A 15,238-nucleotide genomic window follows, 5' to 3' on the forward strand; every position below is an offset into this window, starting at 1 on the left:
AAGATTCCTGTTAGAATTATTATGATTATACGTCATCTTAGCGAAAATATTATTAATCAAATCGCCGCTGGTGAAGTTATTGAACGACCAGCAAATGTTGTCAAAGAACTTGTTGAAAACGCTATTGATGCTGGTGCAACACGCATCGAAATCATTACAGCAAATGGTGGAAAAAATTTTATAAAGGTGAGTGATAATGGTTATGGAATTCCTGCAGATCAGTTAACTTTAGCAGTTTCTCGCCATTGTACCTCAAAGATTACCGATGACGTACACAATATCTGCTTCCTTGGGTTTAGAGGAGAAGCCCTCCCCTCTATTGGTTCTGTTGCTAAACTTAAACTCATTTCACGAACAAAAGATGCTGAGAGCGCTGCTGAAATTTCCGTTACTGCAGGAAAAATTTTAGGACCCAAACCAGCTGCTGCAAATCTTGGAACAATTGTTGAAGTTCGTGATCTTTTCTTTGTCACGCCGGCACGATTAAAATTTATGAAAACTGATCGGGCTGAAACAAATGCTATTAGCGATATGATTAAGCGAATTGCTATCGCATTTCCACATATCCGCTTTTCTCTTTCAGGACTAGACAGAACATCTATGGAACTGTCTGCTACAGAAAATAATATTCAAGGACAGTTACAACGCATTACGCAAATTATGGGAAAAGAATTCGCGCCTAATAGCATCGTGCTGAATGCTGAACGCGATGCAGTGCGCTTAACGGGTTTTGCCTGTTTGCCATCTTTCAACCGAAATAACAGCCTTCATCAATTTGCTTATGTTAATGGGCGTCCCGTGCGTGATAAATTGCTATGGGGCGCTATCCGAGGCGCTTATGCTGATGTCATGACACGAGATCGTTATCCTGTCGCTATTCTTTTTATCGATCTCCCACCTGCTGAGGTAGATGTTAATGTACATCCAGCCAAAGCTGATGTACGATTCCGTGATCCAGGGTTAATTCGTGGTTTGATCGTTGGAGCTATTCGTGAAGCATTGCAGCAATCTGGTATTCGTCCTACTTCAACCCGTTCTGAAGCAACGCTAGCTGCATTTCAAATACAAAAACCATTAGCACAACAACCGTTAGGCAATTTTAAGAACACGCACCAGTCCGCTTCTTATAGCCTACAGACTCATCATTTTGCCGCCGCTTCAATGGTTCACAAACCATTGGATATTACTAGTTCTTTTGGTTTAAAAGAAGATGCTACTCCTATTATGGAGGGCTTAAATATACCAAGTGGGGATGCATACATTCCAAGCACTACATCTTCATCAGAAGAGTTATCTTATCCATTAGGAGCGGCCAGAGCACAAATCCATAAAAACTATATTATCGCCCAAACACAAGATAGTTTGATCATTGTCGATCAGCATGCAGCTCACGAACGATTGGTTTATGAAGCACTCAAAAATGCACTTTATTCCAAACCGCTTCCTTCACAGTTATTACTTATTCCTGAAATTGTAGAACTCTCTGAAGAGGATGCAACATGCCTTTTAACGCATAAAGATGCTTTGCAAAAATTTGGATTAGGAATAGAATCATTTGGGCTAGGAGCGATTGTTGTGCGTGAAACACCTTCCATGTTAGGAGAGATCAACGTTCAAGCCCTTATTAAAGATCTCGCAGATGAGGCCGCTGAGTATGATACAACAAACAATTTAAAAGCAATGCTTGATTATGTTGCAGCAACTATGGCTTGTCACGGTTCAATACGGTCAGGGCGCCTTTTACGCCCCGAAGAAATGAACACACTGTTACGACAAATGGAGGCAATACCCAATACAAGTACATGTAATCATGGACGCCCTACTTATATTGAGCTCAAATTGGCAGATATAGAACGGCTTTTTGGCAGAAAATAAACTCTTAATCATTTTGACAACAAAAATATTTTTAAATTAACTCTCGACTTTATAATATATTTTATGGCACTTTTCTTGAATCTCTTGTATCAGTAAAAAGGAACTATAATGTTTTCCGATAGTGAACGCGAAGCAAAAATTCATTATTCTAATAATGGATATGACATTATAGAATATGGTACCTATACCATTTGTGCTGTTAGCGGACAAAAAATCCCTATAGATGATTTAAAATATTGGAATCATCATCGCCAAGAAGCATATGCTAGTTGTGAAATCTCCTATCAGCGCGAACTTGAGTGCAACCCATATCTCAAGCAATTGTTAAAAACAAAAGAAAAATAAACCCTCGAAAGCTATGAATTTAGCCTTTTCCTTTTAGACAAGAAAATTCAAGGGAACGTTTTCTAAAGCGCGTCATAACCTCCTCAAGGACCATACAACAGAAATCTTTTTGAACAAAATCGACATTCACATCAAAGACAATAAGATTTTTTAAATCTTTTTGCGTATGAATTGTCTGTATACGGATATAATCTTTAGCTGTTGTTGCTAGCCATAAATTGTGCATTTTAGCCTTTTGTATAAGGCTTTTTAAATTTTCATCTGTGAAAAAATAGTGATCTGGATACATGTAAGTTTGTACCACATGACCAGACAATTCTTTAATAGATTTCAAAAATTTATCTGGATTGCCAATACCGGCAAATGCCAAAAATGATTTTCCTGAAACCTCATCAGAGGCACTGGCTTTAAGATGAGCACGATATAAAGGCTTTCCAGTACGAGAAACAAGAAAAGCAACATTATCAGGCGCATCGGAGTGACCAATCAATAAAACACTATCCATAAAAGAAAACTGCGTTTTTAATGGTACGCGCAAAGGTCCTGCTGGAAAGACAGCTCCGTTACCAAAACCGCGCATCGCATCAACAACGAGTAACGTATAATCCATATAAAGACGGCGACTTTGAAATCCGTCATCCATTAAAATAAGATTGCATCCCTCTTGCTTAAGCCGTTGTGCCGCTGCATAACGATTAGGTGATACAGCTACAAAAGCATGCCGTGCAAGTAAAAGTGCCTCATCTCCAACCTTGTGTGGAGTATCATATGTCTCATTTACAAGATGCACCCCTTTAACTGATCCACCATAACCACGTGATAAAATACCAGGTACGAAACCAAGTTCTTTAGCCACTTTGGTAAAAGCAATAACAACCGGCGTTTTACCCGCACCGCCACATGTAAAATTTCCAATACACAAAACTGGCAGATCAATCACAGGAGGCTGTCTTGCCATAAAACGACTTGAAAAATAACCATACCCCCATGAAACTGGAGCTAATACAAAACGCAAAACGCTTTTATTTTTCCACCAAAAATGGGGAGCGCTAATATGCATATCTACCCTGACGCTGACGTAAACCTGTTTGTATTACAAGAGGTTGTAAAAATGGATCTAAAATCTTTAATGTGCGTTCAAGTGCACCTGCCATACCTGTCGCCACTTCATAAGCCTTATCAACCATTTCTTGTCGTAATGTTTCATTTGTTAAAAGCTTATACACCTGAATAGCAAGCTGTTTTGTATCTTGAACCATATATGCTGCATCATGCGTTAAAAATTGTTCGAACATCTCTTGAAAATTTGAAACATGGGGGCCTGTCAAAATAGCGGAACCAAGTAAAGCCAATTCCAATGGATTGTGTCCACCATTTCCACATAACGACTTACCAACGAAAGAAACTTTCGATAAGCGAAGAAAAAGTCCCATTTCTCCAATTGTATCTCCCCATAAAATATCGGTATTCATGTTTGGGACAGCATCTCTACTCCTACGAATAAAACGTAACCCCTTATTGTCGCATTTTCTGATAAGATCTTCTGAACGTTCAGGATGACGAGGCACAATAATTGTTAATAAATTTGGCAAATAATTTTTAACAATCTTATGGACCTCAAAAGCAATCTCCTCTTCCCCTTCATGCGTTGAAACAGCTGCCCAAACTGGGCGATTGCCGATAGCATTACGATAACGTGCAAGCAATGCTTGATTTTCAACCAGAAAAACATCAGCCTTGAGATTACCAGAAAACGTAACAGATTTTACGCCAAGTGTATGGTAATAAGCTACATCTCTTTCGTTTTGTCCAATCGCCAAATCAATATCCTTAAAAATATGTTTAGCAAGAACGCGTCGTTTTTGCCAAGCTTTGAAAGAACGTTCAGACATATGGGCATTAACCAAAATCTGCGGAATATGCATTTTTGCAAGTTCTTTAATACGAAGAGGCCAAATTTCTGATTCACAAATCAAGACGAGATCAGGCTTCCAATGATTAATAAAACGGCGAACTGCAAAATCTAAATCCAAAGGAGCATATTGATGAATCAACCTATTACCAAAATATTTTTTCACAAGAGTAGAAGATGTCACAGTCCCAGTTGTCATTAAAACATTGATTTTCAATGATAAAATATAATTTATAAGCGGAACAAGTGCAAGTGTTTCTCCAACACTTGCTGCATGCAACCAAACTAACGAACCTTGGGGACGTATATGAGAACTTTTACCTAAACGCTCTTTTTTGCGACACCACTCTTCTTTTCCACGAATAGCACGAAAAAATAAATAAAAAGGAATAACAGGACATAAGCAAAAACCAATCATCCGATAGCTTAAAAGAGCCGTATGTGCCTTTAATTCTACCATTTAAAATCACCTCATCTAGCTATTTTAAGTTATCTATATGCTTATTTTGTTAAAAAATTTATCAACACTATTGATTGCATCTATATTTTTTTAATATCATCCGTATCTTGAATAAAAGACGCTTCACCCATGAGAAAATTCAATACATAAAGGATAAAAAACGCAATTTTATAGCCATATTTTTTTAAATTTTCCTATAAAATAACATATACACATTATTTAAATCTCTTTTAATGAAATTTTGTCACTTATATCGATTCTATCACTTCATTCTGCACCCTATAAAAAATCTTACTCAAAAATAACAAAACTATATTTCAGTCGATTATAACTTTGTAAATATAAATGATAAATACCATAAGCTTTACTACCGATGAATGTTTTTTCTCCAATAGGATATATATTTCACGACAACAGTTATGATAGCTTTTTGTCTAATTTCTTTCGGCTACACATTAATCATCAACATCTCATTAGCAGCTGAAAGCTTTCAACTATGCAGTCTGCATTTATATCCTAAATAGTACGTAACTTTTATCTTTGTTATTGTATGAACTTAAAATAGATATTTTTTTATTTAAGGTAGAAAATATTATTCATTTATACTGAACATTTGTGTGTTTATTTTATTAGTATCGCTTGTTGAGTTAACCATTATATTTTAAGTAAATATAAAAATATTAAGTGTGTTATCGTTATTAAAGTTTTAAGAATAATTTTTATATTATTCTTTAGCAATAAAGCTAAATGATTTCTAAGACAGGGGAGATTATCATGTTTAAATGGGTATATAGCGAGGAAATTAACACAGAAGCGAGTGCTGAGCAAATTTGAGCTATATGGGAAGATGTAGCATCATAGCCTTGTTGGGATAGTGAACTTGAGTAGGTAGAACTTTCTGGTCCTTTCAAAAAAGGAGCTATAGGACGATGAAACCTAAAAAGGTCCCCACAGTAACTTTTACACTTGATAAAGTTATAAAAAATGTTTTCTTTTCTGATTGTTCTAAACTTCCTCTTACTCACATGAGTTTTGATCATGAATATATTTGTTTAACAAAATCTGATTCTTCAAATAACAAAATTCGTCATACTGTAACCATGTCTGGTTTACTTTCTTCTTTCTTTGGAATGATTATTGGGTCAAAAATTAAATTACACCTTCGTGATGCAATGATTAAAATGAGCAGACGTGTTCTTACTGAAAACAAAATCATCTCGTAAGGGTGTCCATTTATAAAGAAGTTAATGCCTTTACAAAGGTGCAGAAATCTTAACCTTGTTAGAATGAAATCAGTTATGAATATATAACAAATCGATGAGCTATGATCTGGTTTTTAGTTAGTCGTTGAAATCGAGTCAAATCATCTGAGAAAATTAATTGTGCATCAAAGATCTTATAAAAGTCATTGAATTTTATTCAATATATAAAATCTTATAAGGTGCGCATTTTTACTGAAAATAAAGAAAGTTGTAGAAGCTGATTTCTGCTCTTGTGAATTTGTAGGTTGATATTGTCATGATATTTGCCAATTTCTAGTATTACGATAGTTTTTGATTTGAGAGCATTCATAAAAGGCATTTTGACTCCTTCTTAAATAGTTTTTATCAACATTCCCTCTATTCATAATGTGAGAGCGAATAGTTATGATTTCCTCAACATAAATAAGTTTAAAATGGAAAAAATTTAATGATATCTGATTCTTTTATGCAAATTACAAAACGATCAATTATCATTATAAATCAAAGTGTTTTTTTGATTAAAAGATGATGACTTTCTAGAGAGCACAGCTTTAAAAGGCTCTAAAGGATAAATAAGCACACTCTTAATTTCCGTAAAATTAATTTCGTATCATTGTATATATTTGGTTTAAATGTTTTAAAAAGCGACTTTTTAAAATGCGTACAGAGATCCCAGTTTCTGCAAATATTTTTGTATCTGTTAAAACAATTATGAGCGATAAACGAGCCAAAATTAATTGAAAGAATACGCTTATTGCAGATTGAATTGAAAGATAGATACAACGTTGAGTTTCATATAAAAGGTTTGTTGATTATCGTTTTATGACAATATTATGCTTCTTTATTTTTTAATGGAAGGGAAAGAGGAAAGAGTATAGTTCTTAAATCAAAATCTATCCAGTATCTTAGGATTTGTGTTTTAGGAAAAAGAAGTTGGTCAAATTATGCCTGTTTAATAACCAAATAACTGATTAAGGATGACGCATGAAAAAATGAAATGCTTTCGATTAGTCGCATTAGAAACGAAAGAGAATGTTATGATTATAACTTATTTCTGATAAATATAAAAAATGAGTTCTTTGTGATATCACGTCCATGAGGGTAAAGAAGTTTATGGCTGCTCATTTTGTTGAAACCATAATGAAAGGAAAAATTTTTTATTCCGTTTATGTTTTTTGTTTACAAGATTGCCATCTTATTATGAGAGAGTTTATAGAAGCAAAGAAGTATACACAAATATAAGGAATTTGCTTGATTCTTGCTTAGAAATTAAAGAATGCTATAGGAATGAAGGAAGTTATTTGACTATCCAGAGGACATAAGCCTTGTGACTTAGGTCATTTTATGCTTTTCGTATTTTTTGAGGATTTTGACTTAAATTCAAGCGTTATTGCTAGGTCTTTTGTTGGTTGCCAAGTTTTCGGTTGATTTGATTGTCATTACAGATTGGGTTATCTAAAATGATAAGAGGCAATGAGAAATCTTGAAATTAAAGAAATTTTACGACATGAAGCTAAAAAGGGAATTATTCGATGCATTGAAAGAAAAAAATGCATGAAATGTGCGTAATTTTATGAATAAACACACAAGAGTTATATTCTGATTTGTATAAATTTGTCAGAGTGCTTATCAATGTAAATAATAAAATATTTTAGGGAGTCTATAATGACTGACAAAAACCGGATTGAGAAAGCTGTTTCACTGGTTGAAGCAGCGAGGCGTTCTGGGGCAGATGCTGCTGATGCTGTTATTGTTCATGCTCATTCTACCAGTGTATCAGTTCGTTTTGGGAAAGTCGAATCAACAGAAGCAGCAGAGAGCAATGATTTTACTCTAAGGGTTTTTGTTGGAAAAAAAGTAGCAAGTGTTTCTGCTAATTTAGCGTCTTATCCGCAAGAACTTGCGGAACGTGCTGTTGCGATGGCTAAAGCTTCTCCCGATAGTTTATTTGAAGGTTTGGCAGATAAAGAGTGTTTGGTTAAGCATCCTAAAGATCTTGATCTTTTTGATGATTTTGTGCCAAGCAGTCATTTTTTAACAGAAGATGCTTTAAAAACGGAGGCAGCAGCTCTTGATGTTAAAGGTGTAAGCAATTCTGGTGGCGCTGCAACAGCTTATGGCCGTAGTGGGTTTATTCTTGTGACCAGCGATGGTTTTTGTGGAACTTATAGCTCCAGTTGCTTTTCACGTTCTTGTAGTGCTCTTGCAGGTGAAGGAACACAGATGGAGCGCGATTATGATTATACAACAGCCTTACATTTTTCTGATTTAGAGGCAGCAGAAACTGTTGGAAAGAATGCGGGGTTTGGTGCTGTTCGACGTTTGGGTGCAGTTCGTGCGGAGACTGGGGGCGTTGATGTTATTTTTAATCCGCGTACAGCTCGCGGAATTGCAGGGCATATCGCATCTATGGTCAATGGAGCTTCTGTGGCTCGTAAAACGAGTCTTTTACAGAATTTTCTAGGCAAGGAAGTAATGAAGCCTAATGTTAATGTAACCGATCAACCTTTGCGATTACGTGGAAATGCTTCTCATCCTTTTGATGGAGAAGGGGTAGAGGGCCAAACACTTAATATTATTGAAAATGGTATTTTAAAAAATTGGCTTCTTTCATCATCTACAGCACGTGAATTGGGACTTAAAACAAATGGACATGGTGTGCGTTCGGCATCATTAGTGCAGCCGACAAGTACAAATTTTGCTATTGAACCGGGTTTAGTATCGCCTTGCGATATGATAAAAGGTTTACGAAATGGATTTTATGTGACCGAATTATTCGGTCATGGCATTGATTTTATTACTGGTCAGTATAGTCGTGGGGCTTCCGGTTTTTGGATTGAAAATGGTGAAATTGCTTATCCGGTGAGTGAAGTAACGCTAGGTTCTGATTTGCTTCATATGTTAGCACATTTAACACCTGCCAATGATATTGATCGGCGTTATGGTACAGCGGCGCCAACGTTGTTAATTGAAGGGATGACACTTGCAGGAAAATAACACGCATCATTCTTCTGATTTAAATCTTTTGCGTGACGTTTGTCGAGAGGCAGGAGATTTAGTAATGCGGTATTTTGGATGCACGTTGGATGTTTGGATTAAAGAGGGTAATTCACTGGTCAGTGAGGCAGATCTTGCTGTTGATCATTTTTTGAAAGAGAAGCTTCTTGGAGCGCGTCCAAATTATGGATGGATTTCAGAAGAAACAAAAGATAATCGAGAACAACAAGGTTATGAACGCTTCTTTGTGGTTGATCCTATTGATGGAACACGAGGTTTTATTTCTGGCAGTCCTTATTGGTGTATTTCGGTTGCTATTATTGAGAATGGGCGTCCTATTGTGGGCGTTCTACAGTGTCCGGCTCAAGGAGATATTTATGCAGCTGTAACGGGTGGAGGGGCAACATTAAATGGAATAAAACTCCCTCTTTTAGCCTCCGGGGGGCATCGAAAATATAAAATTTCGCTTGATAAATCGCTCGCACAAAAATTACCAGATGATTTTCTTAATCGAGTCAGTCTTTACCATTATCTTCCTTCTCTTGCTTATCGTATTGTTCTTGTTGCTCAAGATGAAATTGATATCGTATTAGTTCGTCCGAATTGTCATGAATGGGATATTGCCGCTGCTGATCTTATTTTGCAGGAGTGTGGAGGGTGTTTTTTATCGCTTGATGCCCCTTTACTATCTTATGGAATTGAACCTTACCAATATGGACTTTTAATTGCTGGTAAAAATAATTGCTGTCAAGATATGATAGATGTTGTTCGTCAAACAAAGTTAGTTTAATCACGTAAAAGCGCGCTAAAATAATCTAAATGATATGGAGGCACATATGACTGAAACCAACGAAAAAAAACAATATTTACATCTTGTATTTGGTGGAGAATTAAAAAATCTTAACAGTAATCAATTTAAGAATCCTGATGATTTAGATGTGGTTGGTATTTTCTCAGATTATCAATCCGCTCAAGAAGCATGGCAGGCAAAAGCACAAAGTAGTGTCGATAATGCATTACAACGTTATTACATTGTAGATTTGCATCAGTTTCTTGATGCTGAGTTAGGCGATGCAGAATAAAGCTTGAATATTTGGTCATTATAGCCTGTCGATTGCTTCACGCTTTTGTTTAGTCGTCTTTTTCATAGGTACGTTCTTCGGGTAAAATAGAACACCGTAAAAAAGAATATGCTTGTTGTTTAAATTCATATGTTTTCTTAAGGAAACATCTCTCAAGGCGCCCAAGCCCAATTTCATAATGGTGTCCGTGCAAGGTATAAAATCCATTGTTGCACCACCATCTTTACGCTTAATAAAAATACAAGACAGTTCTATCAACCTATTTACAACAGCAATATTATCATAACAGCTATCACTCGAAGTTTATGATTATATTGTGAATAGTCACTCTGCTCTTGAATGGGGTATAAGACATTAATGCGTTAAGATTAATAAAAAGAGTAGCATTATTAATGATACCAATTACTACTCTGTTGAGATTATTAGCACTCCCTACTTATCAATAGGAATTTTTTCAACAGATTATTACTGTAAGCTTAGAAACCATGAAAGTCGTTAGAAACTTACCAAAATTAAAAACTTAGAGAAACTGAATAGATTTATGAGGTTAACTTACCTCATAAGGGTTTCATGAGTACTCGTTTAAAACTACAATCTATAAGTTAATCATTTTGTATTGATTATATACAATCTTAAAAGGAATAATATATCATGCGATCTACTGAAAAGAGAGAATTTAAAATTGTGAAAACTCTTATTTAAATTTCTTTAAGACTTGTAAGAAATTCTCTATTAAACAAGCTTAGATTTTTCTGGATTACATTTAAGAGATTATATCACAATTTAAAATGAGAACTCTATACCGTTCAAAAGTTTTTTTAAAAATTAGTTTTACATATTCATTTTATTGAAATGAAATCATAGAGATTAAACTTCCTTTTAAACGTACTTTATTTGTTGTATTTATATAGGTTATAATGTCTATATGGATTATTTTTTGAAAAATTGACAATACCTGATATATCTAAAAATAAGTTTGTCTCTAAAATACCAACGTGCAAAATTCAAAGTCTCACTAAAATCATAAGAAGTATTTATTCAGTGAGCTGAAAAAAATTGATACAACCCATGTCATAGGTTGTATGGTACACTAAAGCTTTGACAATGCGTTTCGCTTTTAATGTAGCTGAAATTAACAAATTAGCACATAACTTACAAAAATTAGCAGCAATACATACTGCTAATTTAGGTCTAATAGCATTACACCTGAAAGCAATTTTTGGCTAGACAGAAGAACAGATGGTCTCTCTATATTAAAGCGTATATTATAAAAGACTCGCTTGTGGGGCTATAAAAAACTTCAAAAAAAAAATGAGAGATTGAGACAAAAAACATAATGAAATTAGAATTCATCAATTCCTTTAAAATTAGAATCTTTTATTTACTTTTTGCTTAACCTTTTAAAAACGATATAAAATAAAGAAAATTGTAAAGAAGCATTTTTTCATCCTACCGGGTAAAAACAAGAACTTTCTCAAGAGGTAAGCGATCGTAATTTATAGAGACGTATTGCTGTCTCACCATAAAAACGCTCATCGTCTAGATAAAAGACGTCAGGTAAATGAATCATTGTATCTTTCTTTTCTTCAAGTATGAAGAGTGTATCAGCTTTTGCCCACCCCCCTCGCAAAGCTTCTACGAAAGCACGTTCACCTAAACACCGGCTATAGGGAGGATCAGCGCAGATAACATCAAATGGAAGCATTGTGCCAATATTGCCAAGTTTGGTTGCATCACGACGCAAAATCCGTCCTATCGACTGTAATTCAAAGGCTTCTATATTTTTTTGAAGCAACCCACGCCCCTCAACCGAGTTTTCAACAAAAACAGCCGCCTTTGCTCCACGTGAAAGTGCTTCGATGCCTAAAGCACCAGTACCAGCAAAAAGATCAAGAATGCGTTTATTGGTCCAGAATTGTTCTTCACGGCTAGAAAGAATATTAAAAAGGCTTTCACGTGTACGATCACTCGTTGGGCGAATCGACTGATTAACAGGCGAAAACAAAACACGCCCAGCAAATTTACCGCCTATGATCCGCACGTGAACCTCCAAATCGCTTCGAAATTTTTGCACCATCCCGATGTGGTTTAGATTTTTTCATAGAACCACCAAATGATTTTACCTTTTTCTTTCTCTCAAAAGAATGCTCATCATGACCACTTTTTATCATTTTCTCTTTATCCTTTAAAAAGCGATCTTTCTTATCAAAGGAATGCATCTCATCATAAGATGTTTTGCCACGTTTTTGAACAAAACTTTCCCTTTTCTCTTTGTGTGACGGACTCTCTTTTAGTTTTTTCTTGTCTTTATGAAAGGATTTTCTACCATCCAAATCGCTCTTATGATCATGCGATTTCTCCTCACTATAGGAAGGCTTTCTACGTGTACTCTGCGGACGTGCACCAGGAGCCATCCAAACATTAGCACGGCGAGAACGCGGTAGAAAACGCTCTACTTTTCCTTCCTCACTTTTCTCCTTCTTTACATTCTCATGAGACTTTGTACTTAATCGTGCGCGACTATGTTCAACAGAACTATCTCTTGGTCGGCGCCGTATCGCCCTTTCACTTGAGAAAACCCAACCATCATTTGCAACAGAAAGATTTTTCTGGCTTTGCTTTTCTGCAACAACTACAGAATTTGAAAATGGCTTAAGAATAGGAGCATCAAAATCTGCATTGGCTTGCATAATCAAACGCTCCCCCAACTGATCTCGTAACATCCGCCCTTTTAACTCTTGCACAGCTCCTTCTTCTAAATCAGAAAGATGAAATGGACCATACGATACACGTATTAATCGATTAACTGATAATCCTAATGCCCCCAAAACATTCTTTATTTCACGATTTTTTCCTTCACGCAAAGCGACAGAAAGCCATATATTAGATCCCTGTTCACGTTCAATTGATGCTTCAATCGAACCATAAAAAATACCATTAATCGCAATACCATTTTTAAGGTTATCCAGTGCGCTCTTCTTTACTCTTCCATGAGCACGGACGCGATATTTGCGGACCCATCCTGTTACAGGAAGCTCTAATACACGCGCTAAACCACCATCATTGGTTAAAAGCAAAAGCCCTTCCGTGTTAATGTCAAGCCTTCCAACAGAAAGAACACGCGGCATTCCTTTTGGTAAATTACTAAATACTGTAGGTCTGCCCTCAGGATCACGGTTCGTGGTGACAAGGCCTGCTGGCTTATGGTAAAGCCATAAACGCGTTCGTTCTATAGGAGGTAAAGGTTTGCCATCAACTTTAATAACATCAGAGCGGCTAACATTAAAAGCAGGCGTTATCACGACTGCACCATTCACAGAAACACGACCCGCAACAATCATCATTTCCGCATCTCGACGCGAAGCAACGCCAGCACGCGCTAACCTTTTAGCAATTCGTTCACTCTCATTATTTTCATTCATTTGCGTTTCAAACCAATCTTTGCCAGTATGTTCAGAAAATTATTCACATACACCATACCGCTTATCCTGAAAAAGGAAGTAGCATAATCATTTATCATTTTCTATCCTTTAACGACAATAATGTATCTGTTGCCTTGCAAGTTTGTTTTAAACACTTAAAAAAAATAGAGGTATTCCTTTTATTATAAAAGCGTAATAAATTATTCATTCCATCGCATTTCTTATCGAGATAACCTTTAGATTTTCTATACCTTCAGTAAAAAGAATATTATGACTTTGACGCCCATGGAAATAGCCCTTTTAGAAGCTCAATGGGCTGCAAAAAAAAACGAAGTTCCCGTAGGTGCTGTTATTACACGTGGAAAAGCTATCATTGCACGCGCTGGTAACTTTATAAAATCTGCATATGACCCTACAGGACACGCAGAAATGCGCGCAATCCGTATGGCTTGCGAAACATTGCAAAGCGAAAGACTTCCTGATTGCGATCTTTATGTAACACTTGAGCCTTGTGCTATGTGTGCTGCTGCCATTTCATTTGCACGCATACGACGTCTCTATTACGCAACAAATGATCCCAAAGGAGGTGCTATAGAAAATGGTCCACGTTTTTATCAGCAACCAACCTGTCATCACAAACCTGAAATTTATTCTGGTTTTAAAGAAAAAGAAGCTGCTCAATTACTTAAAGATTTTTTTGTACAAAAGCGATACTAAAAACAATTCTTCTTCCATAACTTTCACTCTTTAAAAACTATCCTATTTCTTAAAAAAGACTATTAATTCTTCTGATATATATAGCTAAAGCTATTTCGAAGAATTTTTTCTCTCTTTTAAGACAGCATATTGCTTCTATTAGATGATACATTCATTCATAAGAATAATTCATTATTTTGTATATAAAATATAAAGTTCAAAATATCGTAGATATACTCTCATTTCAAATGACATTGAATCAATAAAAACCACTTTCTTGTATATTATAAGCGGGATTATCGTCTGGATAAAGAATGATTTAGAAAAGACTAAAAATGTCCATTATAAAGGCTCTCAAATGCAAGAATTGTCGCAACATTGGAATCTGAAAAATCAAATGATGGTATCAGCTTTCTCTTTCCTAAGCATAAAGATGTTGGAGCACAATAGATTTTACGTTATACTATCTACATGAGCGATGTTGTAAAATGAGCTTGAGAAATGTTTCTTGTTAGGAAACGCATAAGGACTCTCTCAATGCTGTTGTCATATTGCTATTTCACGAGAATAAGATCCCTCTTACAGCAGCATTGTAACTGTGCGTAAATGAGAGCTTGGTATCATAAGTAATTGGAAAAATACTTTACTTTAAATATTTTGTCTTTTCCCTATCGACCAATAGGTGCGGTTTTTGCCGGTTGGCGATAACTTAAAGGTGGTTCAGTGAGATAGCGCCGGTATTTTGAACTGCCAACTTGTGCTCTCTGACGACGTAAATATTCCTGGCGTTGCTTCGCATTCAACTGTGAAGGGTTTTCTGAACCAGCGCCATTAACTGATGATCCTTTGTGAAGAAAAGAAGTATTTCCTTGATGCTTCTTCGATACTGCTATTTCATTGACAGATCTATCTTGTTGTGGCATCGGTAAAAATCTGCGCGAACTCGGGCTTGGTATTACAAGTTTTGGATGAGGTTTCATAACAATCTGGCTGCTGTTATTTGTTGGTGTTAATGAAGTAATATTAGCAACATCTTCAAAAAACTGTATCGAAACTGGTTTATTGGTACCATAGGTAGGAGCAGATAAATTGCATCCCGTTAAAACAAAGCACATCCCTAAAATTCCTATTGGAAATATTTTTATTTCACGTTTTCTCACTGCCTATCCCATTTCCTAAGTATATGGCTAATTAATATTCCCGTTATT

Annotated in this window: 11 protein-coding genes and 1 pseudogene; 7 read left to right on the plus strand and 5 right to left on the minus strand. The window is 35.8% G+C overall.

What is annotated here, in order from left to right; genetic code table 11:
* Window positions 1-21 precede the first annotated feature (21 nt).
* Window positions 22-1,875, plus strand: coding sequence for a DNA mismatch repair endonuclease MutL (mutL, locus tag ACFIJ0_RS03200; RefSeq protein ID WP_375624584.1), 1,854 nt, complete (start codon window positions 22-24; stop codon window positions 1,873-1,875).
* Between the two features lie 108 nt (window positions 1,876-1,983).
* Window positions 1,984-2,220 (plus strand): DUF2093 domain-containing protein, encoded by a 237-nt coding sequence (locus tag ACFIJ0_RS03205; protein WP_273787833.1) that lies wholly within the window; start codon window positions 1,984-1,986, stop codon window positions 2,218-2,220.
* 19 nt (window positions 2,221-2,239) lie between these two features.
* Here the strand turns inward: ACFIJ0_RS03205 and lpxK are convergent, their stop codons facing one another.
* Both lpxK and waaA read right to left on the minus strand, forming a co-directional pair.
* Window positions 2,240-3,280, minus strand: a complete 1,041-nt coding sequence (gene lpxK / locus ACFIJ0_RS03210) for a tetraacyldisaccharide 4'-kinase (RefSeq protein WP_375624585.1) — start codon at window positions 3,278-3,280, stop codon at window positions 2,240-2,242.
* Window positions 3,270-4,592, minus strand: a complete 1,323-nt coding sequence (waaA, locus tag ACFIJ0_RS03215; RefSeq protein ID WP_375644118.1) for a lipid IV(A) 3-deoxy-D-manno-octulosonic acid transferase — start codon at window positions 4,590-4,592, stop codon at window positions 3,270-3,272. Before waaA ends, lpxK begins: the two co-directional genes overlap by 11 nt.
* 774 nt (window positions 4,593-5,366) lie before the next feature.
* Here waaA and ACFIJ0_RS03220 point away from each other — a divergent pair.
* The 4 genes and pseudogenes from ACFIJ0_RS03220 to ACFIJ0_RS03235 all read left to right on the plus strand — a co-directional run bounded on the left by ACFIJ0_RS03220 (window position 5,367) and on the right by ACFIJ0_RS03235 (window position 9,912).
* Window positions 5,367-5,815: pseudogene (locus ACFIJ0_RS03220) on the plus strand (hypothetical protein).
* 1,683 nt (window positions 5,816-7,498) lie between these two features.
* Window positions 7,499-8,830, plus strand: coding sequence for a TldD/PmbA family protein (locus ACFIJ0_RS03225; RefSeq protein ID WP_375624587.1), 1,332 nt, complete (start codon window positions 7,499-7,501; stop codon window positions 8,828-8,830).
* Window positions 8,817-9,620: a 3'(2'),5'-bisphosphate nucleotidase CysQ gene (locus ACFIJ0_RS03230; protein ID WP_375624588.1), complete on the plus strand. Its 804-nt coding sequence runs from the start codon at window positions 8,817-8,819 to the stop codon at window positions 9,618-9,620. Before ACFIJ0_RS03225 ends, ACFIJ0_RS03230 begins: the two co-directional genes overlap by 14 nt.
* A gap of 46 nt (window positions 9,621-9,666) precedes the next feature.
* Window positions 9,667-9,912 (plus strand): DUF4170 domain-containing protein, encoded by a 246-nt coding sequence (locus ACFIJ0_RS03235; protein ID WP_375616897.1) that lies wholly within the window; start codon window positions 9,667-9,669, stop codon window positions 9,910-9,912.
* Window positions 9,913-11,386: 1,474 nt separating this feature from the next.
* Here the strand turns inward: ACFIJ0_RS03235 and rsmD are convergent.
* Together rsmD and ACFIJ0_RS03245 are read right to left on the minus strand one after the other, a co-directional pair.
* Window positions 11,387-11,953: a 16S rRNA (guanine(966)-N(2))-methyltransferase RsmD gene (gene rsmD, locus ACFIJ0_RS03240; protein ID WP_273790418.1), complete on the minus strand. Its 567-nt coding sequence runs from the start codon at window positions 11,951-11,953 to the stop codon at window positions 11,387-11,389.
* Window positions 11,934-13,334 carry a pseudouridine synthase gene (locus ACFIJ0_RS03245; RefSeq protein ID WP_375624589.1) on the minus strand — a complete coding sequence of 467 codons (1,401 nt, stop codon included), beginning with the start codon at window positions 13,332-13,334 and terminating at the stop codon, window positions 11,934-11,936. The genes rsmD and ACFIJ0_RS03245 overlap by 20 nt, the downstream gene beginning before the upstream one ends.
* A 270-nt stretch (window positions 13,335-13,604) precedes the next feature.
* Between ACFIJ0_RS03245 and ACFIJ0_RS03250 the strand changes: the two genes are divergently transcribed.
* A complete protein-coding gene (locus ACFIJ0_RS03250; protein ID WP_375624590.1) occupies window positions 13,605-14,051 on the plus strand; it encodes a nucleoside deaminase in 447 nt (148 codons plus the stop codon).
* A 647-nt stretch (window positions 14,052-14,698) separates the two neighbouring features.
* On the opposite strand, the gene ACFIJ0_RS03255 is transcribed toward ACFIJ0_RS03250, so the two are convergent.
* On the minus strand, window positions 14,699-15,190 hold the full coding sequence (locus ACFIJ0_RS03255) for a hypothetical protein (RefSeq protein ID WP_375624591.1): 492 nt from the start codon (window positions 15,188-15,190) through the stop codon (window positions 14,699-14,701).
* Window positions 15,191-15,238: the final 48 nt, after the last annotated feature.

Source organism: Bartonella sp. OC68QHHN, assembly GCF_042193875.1.
Taxonomy (GTDB): domain Bacteria; phylum Pseudomonadota; class Alphaproteobacteria; order Rhizobiales; family Rhizobiaceae; genus Bartonella; species Bartonella grahamii_A.